The organism is Flavobacteriales bacterium, from assembly GCA_016704485.1.
Classification (GTDB): Bacteria; Bacteroidota; Bacteroidia; order Flavobacteriales_F; family PHOS-HE28; genus PHOS-HE28.
In genome coordinates this window covers 729,049-743,268 of record JADJAA010000001.1, presented here as the reverse complement: position 1 = coordinate 743,268, position 14,220 = coordinate 729,049, and the positions used below count along the sequence as shown (strand labels likewise).

At 49.6% G+C, this 14,220-nt stretch carries 16 protein-coding genes; 3 read left to right on the top strand and 13 right to left on the bottom strand.

The genetic code is table 11. From position 1 onward, the window contains the following. Positions 1 to 13: 13 nt before the first annotated feature. The 6 genes from IPF95_03235 to sufC all read right to left on the bottom strand — a co-directional run bounded on the left by IPF95_03235 (position 14) and on the right by sufC (position 5,610). Positions 14 to 1,090 (bottom strand): T9SS type A sorting domain-containing protein, encoded by a 1,077-nt coding sequence (locus IPF95_03235; protein MBK6473707.1) that lies wholly within the window; start codon positions 1,088 to 1,090, stop codon positions 14 to 16. A gap of 71 nt (positions 1,091 to 1,161) precedes the next feature. After that, the gene (locus IPF95_03230) at positions 1,162 to 1,482 is read right to left on the bottom strand and encodes an SUF system Fe-S cluster assembly protein (protein ID MBK6473706.1); all 321 of its coding nucleotides are present in this window, start codon (positions 1,480 to 1,482) and stop codon (positions 1,162 to 1,164) included. Positions 1,483 to 1,597: 115 nt separating this feature from the next. Beyond that, positions 1,598 to 2,050 (bottom strand): SufE family protein, encoded by a 453-nt coding sequence (locus IPF95_03225; GenBank protein MBK6473705.1) that lies wholly within the window; start codon positions 2,048 to 2,050, stop codon positions 1,598 to 1,600. Further along, positions 2,047 to 3,294, bottom strand: a complete 1,248-nt coding sequence (locus IPF95_03220) for a cysteine desulfurase (GenBank protein MBK6473704.1) — start codon at positions 3,292 to 3,294, stop codon at positions 2,047 to 2,049. The genes IPF95_03225 and IPF95_03220 overlap by 4 nt, the downstream gene beginning before the upstream one ends. 109 nt (positions 3,295 to 3,403) lie before the next feature. Next, complete coding sequence (gene sufD / locus IPF95_03215; GenBank protein ID MBK6473703.1) at positions 3,404 to 4,738, bottom strand: Fe-S cluster assembly protein SufD; 1,335 nt, start codon at positions 4,736 to 4,738, stop codon at positions 3,404 to 3,406. A 131-nt stretch (positions 4,739 to 4,869) separates the two neighbouring features. Then, positions 4,870 to 5,610 carry a Fe-S cluster assembly ATPase SufC gene (gene sufC / locus IPF95_03210; protein ID MBK6473702.1) on the bottom strand — a complete coding sequence of 247 codons (741 nt, stop codon included), beginning with the start codon at positions 5,608 to 5,610 and terminating at the stop codon, positions 4,870 to 4,872. Between the two features lie 205 nt (positions 5,611 to 5,815). Here sufC and IPF95_03205 point away from each other — a divergent pair, with 205 nt between their 5' ends. Beyond that, positions 5,816 to 7,039 carry an OsmC family protein gene (locus tag IPF95_03205; GenBank protein ID MBK6473701.1) on the top strand — a complete coding sequence of 408 codons (1,224 nt, stop codon included), beginning with the start codon at positions 5,816 to 5,818 and terminating at the stop codon, positions 7,037 to 7,039. A 102-nt stretch (positions 7,040 to 7,141) separates the two neighbouring features. On the opposite strand, the gene IPF95_03200 is transcribed toward IPF95_03205, so the two are convergent. Further along, complete coding sequence (locus IPF95_03200) at positions 7,142 to 7,588, bottom strand: 3-oxoacyl-ACP synthase (protein MBK6473700.1); 447 nt, start codon at positions 7,586 to 7,588, stop codon at positions 7,142 to 7,144. Between the two features lie 95 nt (positions 7,589 to 7,683). Between IPF95_03200 and IPF95_03195 the strand changes: the two genes are divergently transcribed. Beyond that, the gene (locus IPF95_03195) at positions 7,684 to 7,908 is read left to right on the top strand and encodes a hypothetical protein (protein ID MBK6473699.1); all 225 of its coding nucleotides are present in this window, start codon (positions 7,684 to 7,686) and stop codon (positions 7,906 to 7,908) included. Here IPF95_03195 and IPF95_03190 read toward each other — a convergent pair. Genes IPF95_03190 through IPF95_03180 form a run of 3 tightly spaced genes read right to left on the bottom strand, consistent with a single transcriptional unit; the run spans position 7,882 to position 9,504 of the window. Beyond that, the gene (locus tag IPF95_03190; GenBank protein ID MBK6473698.1) at positions 7,882 to 8,373 is read right to left on the bottom strand and encodes a rhodanese-like domain-containing protein; all 492 of its coding nucleotides are present in this window, start codon (positions 8,371 to 8,373) and stop codon (positions 7,882 to 7,884) included. The genes IPF95_03195 and IPF95_03190 overlap by 27 nt on opposite strands. Positions 8,374 to 8,407: 34 nt before the next feature. Continuing rightward, positions 8,408 to 8,638: a hypothetical protein gene (locus IPF95_03185; protein MBK6473697.1), complete on the bottom strand. Its 231-nt coding sequence runs from the start codon at positions 8,636 to 8,638 to the stop codon at positions 8,408 to 8,410. Then, positions 8,635 to 9,504, bottom strand: coding sequence for a sterol desaturase family protein (locus IPF95_03180; GenBank protein ID MBK6473696.1), 870 nt, complete (start codon positions 9,502 to 9,504; stop codon positions 8,635 to 8,637). The genes IPF95_03185 and IPF95_03180 overlap by 4 nt, the downstream gene beginning before the upstream one ends. 131 nt (positions 9,505 to 9,635) lie before the next feature. On the opposite strand from IPF95_03180, the gene IPF95_03175 reads away from it, so the two are divergent. Continuing rightward, positions 9,636 to 10,571, top strand: a complete 936-nt coding sequence (locus IPF95_03175; protein ID MBK6473695.1) for a septum formation inhibitor Maf — start codon at positions 9,636 to 9,638, stop codon at positions 10,569 to 10,571. 115 nt (positions 10,572 to 10,686) lie between these two features. On the opposite strand, the gene IPF95_03170 is transcribed toward IPF95_03175, so the two are convergent. The 3 genes from IPF95_03170 to IPF95_03160 are packed head-to-tail and all read right to left on the bottom strand — an operon-like array spanning position 10,687 to position 14,152. Further along, a complete protein-coding gene (locus tag IPF95_03170; protein MBK6473694.1) occupies positions 10,687 to 11,988 on the bottom strand; it encodes a hypothetical protein in 1,302 nt (433 codons plus the stop codon). Then, positions 11,988 to 13,457 carry a glycosyltransferase gene (locus IPF95_03165; protein MBK6473693.1) on the bottom strand — a complete coding sequence of 490 codons (1,470 nt, stop codon included), beginning with the start codon at positions 13,455 to 13,457 and terminating at the stop codon, positions 11,988 to 11,990. The genes IPF95_03170 and IPF95_03165 overlap by 1 nt, the downstream gene beginning before the upstream one ends. Next, positions 13,457 to 14,152 carry a glycosyltransferase family 2 protein gene (locus IPF95_03160; protein MBK6473692.1) on the bottom strand — a complete coding sequence of 232 codons (696 nt, stop codon included), beginning with the start codon at positions 14,150 to 14,152 and terminating at the stop codon, positions 13,457 to 13,459. The genes IPF95_03165 and IPF95_03160 overlap by 1 nt, the downstream gene beginning before the upstream one ends. Between the last annotated feature and the right edge of the window lie 68 nt (positions 14,153 to 14,220).

Genomic DNA, 14,220 nt, shown 5'->3' with positions numbered 1-14,220 from the left:
TTGAAAAGAGGGTCTATGGTCGTACTACCACCAAATGGCGCGCGACTGTTCCAGAGGCCCCATCAACACTGATGAAGTAAGATCCACTGGGTACACTACTGATATCATAAGTGATATTCGTGGACCCAACGCTCCGGTTGCCCGTTCCTAGCATTTTAACCGATCGGCCCAGAACATCCCTCAGCTGAATTCTATCTTTTTCACTTGTTGCGGAACTAAAAGTGACGGTGACTTGATCCGTTGCCGGGTTGGGATAGATGGCCGATATGTCGTTACTTAAACCTTCCTCATTAATGCCTAACGGGAAGTTTCCCAGCTTCCAAACCACGCCACTCGTGTTGCAGACCCATGCGCCTTCCAGATCGTTATCCAGCGCGATCCCGCTTAGACCAGATATGCCAACGGGAAGCGCATGGTTCTGTACGAATACACCATCCGGGGTGAACTCAGCAATACCAGCATCACTACTGCTTACGATGAACAAATTGCCGGAGATCGGAGAGATGTCCATATCACCGAAGTTCACATCGAAATTCGGATCGAGTGGAAACGTTTGTAAGGTGTCGCCAGTAGCAGCATCGATCTCAGCAACCCGATTTCCATTGAAACCGCTGGGAACGTTATCCTGCACCAAGTAGAAAGTGCCACGAAGCGGATGATAGGATCCACCTACAACATGACTTACTCCGTAGTCGGTGATCAGCGTGTCGATGACCTCATTCGTTACTTCGTCAATGGCGAAGATCTCTGCTACGCCGCTTTCGCCGTTGACCAATAGCAACTGCCCTTGGTCCACGAAAGTGCCATTGAGCATCAGGTCGGTCGGCGACATATCGATGTCAACATCATTCGCGGTTCCACCGACCATCGCTGCTGAGGTAAGAAAGGTGCCGTCCTCCGTATATCGATCAATGGTGTTGGCGCTGCAGCCAATAACCAATACCTCACCAACGGGGGAGTTATAGGCGATCCCGCACAAACCACCGGTGTTCGATGGGTTGAACTGAGTAAGGATAGTGAGTTGAGCCTGGATGGGAAAAGCATTGAGCAAAAAAACGGCAATCAAGAAAGAGTAATTGCGTGGCTTCATAGGTTGATGATTTGATCACGTAAAATTATTGGATCCAACCGCACTGGTTAATCCCACAAAAGGGGGATGGTTCACATAAATCCAAGCTCCAATTGAGCCGCCTCGCTCATCATGCTTTTCTCCCACGCGGGATCGAAGGTGATCTCCACCTTTGCACTTTTTACACCTGCGGCAGTCGCCACTTTATCCTCCACCTCGCCGGGGAGTGTTCCCGCAACAGGACATGCCGGACTGGTCAAGGTCATTTTGATGTAGACGCTAGCATCATCGTGGATCACTACATCGTAGATCAATCCTAGCTCGTAGATATCCACAGGGATCTCAGGATCATACACCGACTTCAACGTAAGGATAACGCGGTCTTCGAGTTGCTGCTTTTCTTCTGTGGTCATGGCATTGATGTATGCATTGAACTGCTATTGAACCACAAGTTCCGGACCTGAAGTTCAGCGTTGCGTCGTTGCAGCTTGCCCTGCACTTGATGCGGGGTTGCGGTAAAATTGGCTTTCATGGTTTTGCGCTTTTCCCGGAGTAGGCTAGGGCGTATCGCTTCATTTGATCGAGCATTGCTGCCAATCCATTGCTGCGGTTCGGTGAAAGATGTTCGCGAAGGCCAATTGATCCGATGAAGGTGAGTGGTGTGTTCAGGATCTCTTCCGGTGTGCGGTCGTTCAATACACGCACGAGCAATGCAACAATTCCCTTGGTGATCAACGCATCGCTATCAGCGGTGAAGTGGACAACTTGTAGCTCTTCGAGCGGAGTCGAGAAGGCTACTAGTTCAGCGCTCAACCATACACGTGACTGACAACCGCGCACAAGATTCGCTTCTGTTTTGTGTTCAGGAGCGATCAGAGGAAGATCTTTCGCTAGTTCGATCAAATGCTCATACCGGTCTTGCCAATCGCTGAACATGGCGAACTCATCAACGACTTCTTGTTGGGCTTCAACCAAGGTCATTTTCGCAACATTTTCAAAGCCTTCTTAACCCCATCCACCAACGCATCCACCTCACCAACAGTATTGAAACAAGCAAAACTCGCCCGAGTAGTTCCTGAAATCGCAAAGCGTTCCATCAAAGGCTGCGTGCAGTGGTGTCCCGTTCGCACAGCAATTCCTTGTTGGTCAAGCAACGTTCCAAGATCGTAATGATGCACACCATCAATAACGAAACTGATCACGCCCACTTTCTCTTGCGCGGTGCCAATGATCCGAAGGCCATCGACACTGAATAGCTCTTTCGTCGCATGTTTCAGAAGCACGTGTTCATGCGCGGCCATAGCTTCGAGATCGTAGTCCTGCATCCAACGAATGGCATCACCTAAACCGATGATACCCGCAATGTGCGGGGTGCCGGCCTCGAACTTGAAAGGCAATTTGGCATACGTGGTTTTCTCGAAAGTGACCTGATCGATCATCTCACCACCACCTTGCCACGGCGGCATTTTTTCGAGTAGTTCTTCACGCCCATACAACACGCCAATACCAGTTGGACCGTAACACTTATGCCCACTGAATGCATAGAAGTCGCAACCAAGATCTTGCACATCAACACGCATGTGTGGCATGGCTTGCGCACCATCGATCACCGTAACAATACCGCGTTTCTTCGCTTCAGCAATGAGTTCCTTTATCGGGTTGATCGTCCCTAAGGTGTTGCTGACATGCGTGAATGCAAGGATCCGGCAATTAGCTAATTGGCTGATCATCGAATCAGCTAATTGACCATTATCCGTAACTGGAATAACTCTCAACACCGCACCAACTCGCTCACAAGCCATTTGCCACGGCACAATGTTCGCGTGGTGCTCCATTCCGGTGATCAATACTTCATCGCCTTTCTTCAACAGCAAACTACCAAGACTGTTCGCCACTAAATTGATGCTCGCTGTGGTGCCACTGGTAAAGATCACTTCGTGGGCATGCTTCGCGTTGATGTGCTTACGGATCGTCTCACGTGCAGATTCTTGTGCTTCGGTCGCTAGGTTGCTAAGCGTGTGCACACCACGGTGTACATTGGCATTGATCGTGGCGTAATACATGCTTTCAGCTTTGATCACACGTCGTGGTTTCTGGCTAGTTGCGGCATTGTCGAAATACACCAATGGCTTGCCGTGCACGGTCTCTTTCAAGATCGGAAATTGCGAACGGATGGCTTCGACATCGAATGCCTTTTTGATGGTTGTATCGGTCTTCGTGTTCATGAATGTGAATGACTTGAACCGCAACCGCGCGACGACGCCACGAAAATACGCGCAACGTTTTCCGCTTCTTTGCGAACCTTTTGCGTCGTAGCGTCGTGGCGGTTATCCATCACAACGTTGCCAGCTTAGCATCGATCACCCCCGCCAAATGCTCTCTCCAATCTTTATTGCTGATCCGCTCCAACACATCGAAAATGAACGCATGCGCCATCATCTTTTTTGCTTCGGGTTCACTCACACCGCGTGAGCGTAAATAGAAAAGCCCTTGCTCATCGAAACGGCCGATCGTACAACCATGGCTGCACTTCACATCGTCCGCGTAGATCTCGAGTTCTGGTTTGGTATACACCTTAGCATCATCACCTTGTAGAATATTCGCGTTGCTCTGGTACGCTCGTGTGCGCTGGGCATCTTGCTTCACGTAAACCTTTCCATTGAATACACCGGTGCCTTTCTCAGCTATAAGGCCTTTATACAATTCATCGCTCGTGCAATCCGGAACATCATGCCCGATGTACGTATGATTATCGCAATGCGTGGTGCCGTTCAAAATGTAAACACCGTTCAATTCGACATGTGCGTTGGGGCCCGCTAAGGCGACATGCACTTCATTGCGTACCAAAGAACCTTCAAGCGTTGTCGTATCAATGCTGAAGTGTCCGTTCGCATCGATCTTCACACCGTCCAGTCCGATCATAGAAGGGCTATGTACAGCATTCTGCAACACGTGGATCGTCAAACGTGCATTCTTTCCAACATGTGATTCGCGCACACTGTTCACCAAAGTATTCGAAACGTCGTAGGTCTTCGAGCGGAGCCCGGTTAGATCTTCGTTTGAGTCGTCGTAGGTCATCGAGCGGAGCCGAGAAGCCGAGACGACCTCAACGATCACCTCCGCCTCGGCCCCTTCCTGTAAAATGATTAGATCACGTGGCTGGATCAACGCTTGCACATCTGTTACGATATGCAGAACATGGATCGGACTCTCAACTTTCACGCCTTTAGTAACTAACAGGATCAGTCCATCGGTCGGGGCTGCACCATTCATTGCGGTAAAGAATCGATCGTTGATCGGAGCGATGTTGCTATAATTCACTTTCACTGGTCCGTGCGAAAGATGGGTGTGCAAACTATCGATCACCATCCCTTTTTGCACTTTCGTATCATCACTCAGGTCAGCACGGTAATGTCCGTTCACGAATACAACACGTATCGTGGCAAATTCCAATCGTGCAGGTAGCTCAACGGCCACATCACCAATGGGTGCTACGTAACCCGTGTTGAACAGCTTAGCCACGCGTGTGTATTTCCAAGCTTCGATCTTACTGGTCGGGATCGGCAATGCATTGACTTGTGCCAAGGCTTCAGAGGCGTTGGGCCAAGTGCTTCCTTTCAGCAATGGCAACACCGTTGCCTTGGGGTCGATCAGTGTAGTTGTGCTCATATCAATATGGGTCGACCCATTGGGTCGACGTTACAGGTGCGCATGGTACGCTCAGCGTATACCCTTAGCTGGTCAACAAGTTGTCCGATCATAAAGATCATTTCTTTCCGCGTTATCTGCGTTCCCTCTTTCTATCCCTTCACCCAATCGTATCCTCTCTCCTCCAGCTCCAGCGCCAATTCTTTTGGCCCGCTTTTGATGATCTTGCCGTCGGCCATCACGTGCACTACATCCGGGATGATATGATCCAACAAACGCTGGTAGTGTGTCACCACGATGAACGCATTCTCCTTACTGCGCAATTTGTTCACACCGCCAGCAACGATGCGCAATGCATCGATATCCAGACCGCTATCGGTTTCATCCAATATGCCGAGTTTAGGTTCCAGCATTGCCATTTGGAAGATCTCATTCCGTTTCTTTTCGCCACCACTGAAACCAACGTTCAGGTTGCGGTTCATTAGAGCAGGGTCCATTTCCACCAACTTGGCACGTTCGCGTACAAGCGTTAGAAAATCCTTGCCGCTCAATTCGGCTTCATTGCGTGCTTTTTTTGATTCGTTCAGCGCTGTTCGCAGGAAGTTCATGTTGCTAACCCCTGGAATTTCCACAGGGTATTGGAATGCGAGGAACACTCCTTTCCAAGCGCGTTCTTCAGGAGATAATTCAAGTAGATCCGATCCGAAGTAGGTCACGGTTCCTCCTGTTACCTCATATTCCGAACGACCGGCCAACACATTGGCCAAGGTGCTTTTTCCGGAACCGTTAGGCCCCATTATCGCGTGGACTTCGCCTGCGTTAATTCGAAGGTTCAAGCCTTTCAGGATCTCTTTGCCATCAATACTGGCGTGTAGATTTTCTATGTTCAGCATAATTCACGATTCTTATTTAGAATGGTTCTAAATAGAATGGGAAGCAAAGGTACAACGGAACGTCGGGGTGGCAAAGGGATGTACTTGATTTTGGATACAATTGTCCGAAATAGAGGAAGTCGCTGTGGTCAGGACGGCTTACGCTAAGCCACCTCGGCAACCGGATTGAAAAGTCGAACTTTGAAAAGGTTTTATATTGAACTGCATGAAAAGCACCAGAGTAACGTTCCCGAATGGTACAGGTAGTGAGTTGAGCGCCCGATTGGATCTGCCTGCCGATCGCAGGGCTACCCAATTCGTACTATTCGCCCATTGTTTTACGTGCAGCAAGGACCTAGGTTCTGTGCGCAATATCAGTAGGGCACTAACGAGCAATGGTTTCGGCGTGTTGCGTTTCGATTTTACCGGCCTCGGGGAGAGCGAAGGCGAGTTCAGTGAAACTGATTTCAGTAGCAATGTGAGTGACCTCTATGCTGCTGTCTCGTTCATGGAGAAGGAATATTCGGCTCCGGTATTGATGATAGGGCACTCGTTAGGTGGTGCAGCGGCCATAGTTGCTAGTGCATCGTTAGCACAGGTCAAAGCAGTGACGACCATTGGTGCTCCGGGACACATTGGACACATCCGGAAGTTGTTCTCCGGTGATATTGAGAAGATCAAGGAAACGGGTAGTGCGCAGGTGAACATCGGCGGTAGGCCATTCACCATTTCCAATTCATTCCTAGAGGATATTGAAAAGCGGGACCTGGCAAGCATTGTAGGTTCACTTGGTAAACCGATATTGATCATCCATAGCCCACAGGACCGCATCGTAGCAATAGATAATGCAGCACAACTATACACTGCCGCCATGCACCCGAAAAGCTTTCTGTCACTCGATGGCGCGGATCATCTACTAAGTGATCCAAGAGATTCGAACTATGCGGGAAGTATGATCGCGAATTGGGTAATGCGTTATCTGCCTGCTATCGGGCGCACTGAGGAATTGAAAACTGAGCTCGACGTTGTTGCGCATATTGCCAACGAAGGATACACGACGCAGATCCTGGCCAACGGTCATCACATCGTTGCGGACGAACCTGAGTCAGCAGGAGGCAATAATTACGGCCCATCACCTTATGACCTTCTTACCGCAGCATTGGGCGCGTGTACGGCGATGACCATGAAAATGTATGCCGAGCGTAAACATTGGGATCTCCAAGAAGCATACGTACATCTTCGTCATGGAAAGGAACACGCACAGGCCACTGGAGCTGCCGACGAAAAGACTTCACGAAAGATCGATCGATTTGAACGGATGATCGAGCTACAAGGTAATCTGGATGAGGATCAACGAAAGCGTCTCGTGGAGATCGCGAACAAATGCCCTGTACACCGAACATTGCATGAACCCGTGCAAGTGGATACTTGGTTGATGAAAAATAATTGAAAGCGGTTAACGGTGATACGCTTCACGATCTTCTTCCACATGGTAGCGTACCCGTTGCTCGCAAGGTCCGAGCGCTAGGGGATAATGAAGATCTATCGAACCTTAGTGGATCGAAAGGATATTCACTTCCTGTCCATTGAATGTGATCGTTGCACCCGCCGCTTTATGCTCCAATAGTTTGCCAATTGGTGAAGCCTTTGAGATCACGAATACGGACTGTTGCTCGAACATCACCTTACCAAGTCCGATGCAGATGAAGTAGGTAGCATTGGTGGTTTCCACGAGGGACCCGAATGAAGCATGAACAAAATTTCCGGTCAGCGGAACACGGTCCAGTTCATTCCGGAGCAACACTGTTTTTGCAAGAAGCGCTTCTTGCTGATCAAGTTCCTGCTGGATCATCGCACGTCCTACTTCATGTTTATCACCCGCGCTGCTTTTGGAGTCGCTGTTACGCGAAACATTGGTCGAGGCAATGTCTCGCTTCATTACTTCGATCTTTTCGTCGAGCAACGAGCTGAGGTGGACGAGAAGGTAGGTTTTGTTCAAAGCATTCTGCTCTTGGGTCTGCAAAGGTGCTTCTCGCAGATGAATGAAGCGCTTATCATTTCTGGAGATCGCTTACTTCTACCGATCTTCGCTGTATGTCGAACATTCCGATCTCTGCAAATGAAACAAAATGGGAGCAACTGCGGAATGAATATCCCGCATTGCGAACATGCACCTATGTGAACACCCCCACGTGCGGTGCCATGGCCCGATCATCGGTAGAGAGCGCTGCGGTAGAACTTAAGGATCTACGATCGGGAGACAAGCACCATTTGAGCCACATTCCGAATGTACTAAAAGACTTTCTCCCCCCTCAATAGCCACTGGGACCAATCCTTGTTGTAGGTATGAACGCGCTGGCTTGTGCCTGAATCACTGACTACTGACCGGCCACTATTCACCCACTCAAAGATGCCTCCATACAAATTTTGGACATTTGTAAAACCCGCATCAATAAGTTTTTCGGTGATCTTTTCGCTTCGGTATCCAACGGAGCAATACACAATGATCGCCGTATCTTTCGATAAGTCCTTCACTGAAGCAATATCAAAATCATCATAGCCCACGGACCGGGCATTCTTGATATGACTTACGCGGAACTCTTGAGGTTCACGTGCATCCAGGAAAACCGCAGCTGTATCAACATGGGCTACATCCACAGCCGGTATAGCGTGATCGAGTAAGCGGTTCAGTTTATTCGCAAATGCGGCATTGCCAACGTTCTGCGCCGGCATGCTGTTGCATGTGCCCAATAGAATAAGTGCGGAAAAGAAAATTGCTTTCATCCAGAACGTTCAGGTTGAACGTCGCAAGATGGCATCAATTCCTTACACCTTTATCACGCAAGTGTAATATGCCTAAACGGGCAAGTAGAATGAATGGAGCACCGTGCCACAGCAGATCCAGCCAGTCCAGCGGTTGCATTCCAACTGCACCACCAGCGATCCATTTCAGTTTACCCCAAAGATGTGGCTCCGGAAAGAACGGCGCCAGCCCAAGGAAAGCACAGGCGGCCAAAAGAAATTTCCAGTCGTTCAGCGGGTTTTTCATTTCGTAAGAGGGTAGGCGAGTTGTTTGCCAAGGGTTTTAGGAAAGCCGTCATCACCAGGAAACCCAAGTTCAATATCACGTCCACTGGAAGGGATCACGGCAGTGCCGAAAATGTAATCCCAGAGGCTCAGGCTAATGCCGTAGTTGATACCGTTTGGGTGCCCTTCCGGTAATTCTTTCACATGGTGCCAAATGTGCATGGCCGGGTTATTCAGCACATACTTCAATGGCCCGTAGGTCAGGTTGATATTGCTATGGTTGAGGTGCCCGATCGCGGTCGCAATAATGTGTACGATAAAGAAATCGGTAAGGCCAAAACCGATCATGGCGAGTGGAATGTATTGAGCGGATTTATAGAAGATGTTCTCCATCCAATGAAATCGAAGATGCGCAGCGAATCCCATCTCTTTTACACTGTGATGCACCTTGTGGAACTCCCACATCCACGGTACGCGATGCAACGTGCGGTGAACGTTCCAATGAATGAAGTCCGCCACGATGAACAATGTGAATAATTGCAACCAGGCTGGCCATGAAGCGATCTCTATCGCGACCAGGTTGTTGATGCCGACAGCACCAAGAGTGTTGTTGAACAGATCAACGAAGACATTGCTGATGGCATTGTATGCGATCAACGAGAACAGGAAATAGTTGAAGAACATGTAGAACCCATCAAGCCAAAAATCCTGGCGAATGCGGGCTTGGTCCTTGCGCCAAGGAAAGATGATCTCTGCGACCCATGCGAATATGGATAGGCCGATCAACCAGTAGAAGTAATTGTGCCACGATGGGTTCAGGACCTCACTGGTCAAGTAGTTCCAGTAGTCCTTGTATGAATTGATGATAAGATCGATGTAGTACATCATGATCGGCCTTCTTTGGACCGCGAAGCTAAGAGTGAATGGAGCCGTGGTTTGTGCGCTAGGTCACTGAGCGGAACTGGTTCTTGAGTTCACATGTCGGAACTTTGTGTACTATATCCAACCAGTTGACCAAGATGAACAGTTTCCCATTACTAACGATCATAGCCACGCTCATTGCACAACTGACCACATGTGGAACGGGCACCAGCAAAATGGATGTACCAGAGAATGGCCCGGCGTTCATTGCTCCTTCCGAAGGGTTTAGTACGTATTGGTACCAAGGCAAAGCTGAGGTGAACCGATATGCTTTGACACAAGCGCGTTACGGTGAGATGCGGAATGGGGATGCGCTCATGGTGTTCGTTACGGAGGATTTTTTGGTGAATGAACAGGTCAAGTTCGAGGGCGGGTCGAAAAGCCCGAAGACAGGTGTCCTGAAATTGAATTGGATAGAACGTTTCAATACGGGGATCTACGATTATTCATTGATGACAAGTGTATTCTCGCCCGTGGATCAATCGCCTGTATTGAAAGTCACGTGTAGCGTTCAGGATTGGTGTGGACAGGCATTCGTACAATTGAACCAGCGCAAGGATGGTTACCGAATGGAGAGCAGGAGTTATTTCGAACAGGAGGGAGACGAGGATAAAAGGGTCGGTGAAGTCTGGTTGGAGGATGCACTTTGGAATCAGATCAGGATCGACCCGGTATTATTGCCCATCGGCAACGTGAAGCTGTTGCCAAGTGTGCGCTATCTGCAACTAATGCACAAACCGCATGAAGCTGTTGATGCTCTCGCAAAGAGGGAAGCTCAAGGGGACACAACGATCTATGCGATCACATTTCCCATGCTTGAACGCGACATGACCATAAAGTACGCGACCAAGGAACCACATACCATTTTCGGATGGAGTGAAACGCGCATGGACGGGCATGGGACGAATGCTCAGAAGCTTACATCGATCGCTATACTTACCCATCAGGTCATGGAGCCTTATTGGGGATTGAACAGTAATGCGGATGACAGTTTGCGTTCATCGTTGGGTATGCCACAGATGCCAGTGCGTTAGGGATTGCAACGGAAAGCCCGTAAAGGCCCTGGTTTTAAGGGCCTGCGGACTTGGAGAGTTAAGCCCGACCGTGCGTGGGCTGCATTTGAGCGTTGGAAAAGGGAACGCCCAAAAACTAAACGACCAACTTAAATTCTGTCGATCTCTTCCGGATCTCCCAAAGAATGAAAGTTCCGAGCAGAATGTATTCCACGGCGATCCACCAATAAGGTTGTGTGAATGGGTCCTGCGCATAGGTCAGGTATGTCGGTATGATCAGCAAGGACCACAGGATCGGCCATCGCCATTGCGTGAGCACGGATAAAGCGACAAGCGGTAGTATGTACCATGGGTGTACGGCTTGCGCGCCGAAGAGGTAAATGGCGTGGAGCCAAAGCATTGCGCTGGGCCAATCGGCATGTTTGGTTTTCCAGATAGATAGCGTGTAGATTACCAAAGCGATCAGTGTGAGGATGGAAAGAAGGCCTGTTCCTTTTACCAAGTGATCACCAAGAGTGTGGCGAAGCAATTCGAAAATAGGTCCATTGAATTCGAGGTAGCTGACATAGAGTTTCAGGCTGCTTGCGAAATGTTGAAGGATATCCGTGGTGTAAAGCGGGATCCATGATAGAGTGAAAAAAAGAAGCGTGATCGCGATGTAGCGAATACTTTTTCCAACACCAAGAGCTGAAGGGATCCAAGCGAGGAAGAGGATCGGCCAAAGTTTTGCTGAGATCGCTAGCGCGAGCAGGAATGCGGAGAGGTGATACCGTTGTTGCTTGAAGAAATAGATAGCACCAAGACATGGCGCGATCATCAGAGCTTCCGTATGCAGATTCACGGAGAATTCCAATAGAGCTAATGGATTCAGTGCATAGATCGCAACTAGTTGTACGCGGCTCACGTGGGCTTTCAGTAACGCTCCTAATGAAACTATGATAAGTAGGTCGAATAGGATGATGATCACCCGAAGCGCCAATGTCGATCGCCATATATCCACACCGCCGATCGATGTCGCAGTGGCGAAAATGAGTTGTGCAGCGGGTGGGTAAACTGAATGGAATCGAGGAGAATTGAGCTCTGCGAAATGTTGTGGAGTGAAGACTTCAGGTTTTGTTCTGACTAATTCTTCAGGCGTAAATGCGAATGGCGATATGCCGTTCGTGGAACAGAGACCATCCCAGAGGTAGCGGTAATGATCATCGGTCCAGTTGACCGGTGCAAGGAGCAGTAGGATGCGGAGTCCGATGGAAATGATCAGCAATTGATGCCAAGAAATGAACTGCTTGCGCGTGACGAGTACGTATGCAACGAACGCAACGGAGAAGCCGATCAGTAGAGCACTGGGATCAGAACGCGACGGACCGTAAGCCAAAATGACAATTGCTGCTATCAACGTAACAAGCGCTGCAACAAAGAAGCGTTTGCCGTTGAACATTAAGCGGTACGTAACGAATGGACGAAGCTGTAGTAACTGACCAGACCGAAGCCTACTGCAAGCATGAAATGGTAGGGGAGGAGGCCGAGGTCACCAACACGGAAACCGATAACGATGCCCCATACTGCATACCCTGCAATAGCTGCTTCCAACAAGGTCATGGGCGATATTGCACTTTTCCAGTAGGCGTCGTGCTTGATCGCTTTGTCGCCGTCGGATGAGCCCAGTTTCGGGGTGCGTAGGAAAGGCGTTCTTCTACCGAGATAACCTTCAAGAACAGCAACCGCATTATGCAATGAAAGCCCCATGCTCACGGAGAGAAAGACAGGAAATATCCAAATGAAACGGAATGCTCCGCGCCATCCCCTCAGTCGCTGGCGGTGGGCTACCCAATAGAAGAAGATAAGGACGAGCAGCGCGAAGGTGAAGACAATGGCAATGTCGAACAGGGTTCGGAATTCGGGATGTGTTTGTTTGAGCAACAAGAGCGGAACACTTAGCAACGCTGTCCCAAGTATACTTACGAAAACGGTGCTATTCATCAAGTGAAAGATCGCATGCATCTTTGTACCGAAGGTCACCGAACTGCTGCGGAGCACACGAGGTAGGTTCTTCACCGCACATTCCGCAGCTCCTTTGTTCCAACGGTATTGCTGGGTCTTCAACGCATTCATGGCAGCGGGAAGTTCGGCGGGTGATGCAACATCTTCCAAGTAGTGGAATTGCCAGCCTTTGAGTTGCGCTCGGTAGCTGAGGTCAAGATCTTCGGTCAATGTATCGGCTTGCCACCCGCCAGCATCAACAATACAAGCCTTTCTCCACACACCGGCCGTGCCGTTGAAATTTATGAAATGACGTAGGCCATTACGACCAACTTGTTCAACGGAAAAATGCGCGTCTAGACCGAACGCCTGCAGCTCAGTGAGCAAATTGCTGTTGCGATTCAGATGGTCCCAACGCGTTTGTACCATACCGATCTTAGGGTCATTGAACCAAGGGGAGATCACTTGCAACATGTCGGTCGGCGGCATGAAATCAGCATCGAATACGGCGATGAATTCACCCTTTGCGATCTTTAGACCGTATGCTAGTGCACCTGCTTTGAACCCTTCGCGATCGGCTCGGCGGATGTGGATCATGTCAATGCCTTCAGCTTGCCAATGGGCAATTCTGGCCGCAGCGAGATCAACGGTTTCATCGGTACTGTCGTCTATGACCTGTACCTCTAGACGGTCATGAGGCCAATCCATTTTAGCGACTTGATCGATCAGTCGTTCCGCCACGTGACGTTCGTTGTAAAGCGGCAATTGGATAGTAACGATGGGTAGCTCACCGAAGTTGGGCGGTGGTATCATCCGCGTGTATTTATGCTTGTTGAGATAGGCCAATGCGAGTCTGAGCTGCATGAAACTGAACAGGAGGATGAAGCTCAGTAGCACCGCGTATATCACGAGGATCGCAATAGCCATCAGCGATATTTGAAAATGGTTACGATGATCTTGTAACCAGCAAGAATGGAGCCTTTCACCGTACCACTGATCTTGGAGAAGCCGATACGCTTGCGGTAATCCACCGGCACTTCGATGATGCGGAGGTTCTGTTTGGCGGCTTTTAATTGCATTTCCACGGTCCAGCCAAATGTACGATCCTGCATATGCATGTTCTGGAGTGCCTGCCAGCGTATGGCCCGGAAGGGGCCTAGGTCTGTGTAACGCACGCCGTAGAATAATTTCAACAAGCGCGTTGCGAGCCAGTTCCCGAAGACCTGTTGGGGCATCATACTTCCGTCTTCGCGATGTCCTAGGGCACGCGATCCGATCACGAAGTCGGCATCGTTCATTACGATCGGTGCGACAACTTCCGTCATCTGTTGTGGGCGATCACTGTGATCCGCATCAATGAAGACCACGATGTCCGGAGGTGGTTGGTGTGTAGCTACTTTCTCTATTCCTTTCAAACACGCATTGCCATAGCCGCGCAGCGGTTGGTCCATAACGATAGCACCGGCTTTGCGCGCTTCTTCACTCGTACGATCACTGCTTGCGTTGTTCACTACCACGATATGCCGTACGAGATCCTTTGGAATATCGCCGACCACAAGTGCTACGGCTTCCTCCTCATTAAAGGCCGGAATGATCACGTCGATGATGGAGCTGGCGGTCATTTAGAAAAGGACAAGTAAAAAGTTGATGCCGAATAGGACGAGTTGTAGCGTGTTGTTGTTATTGACGA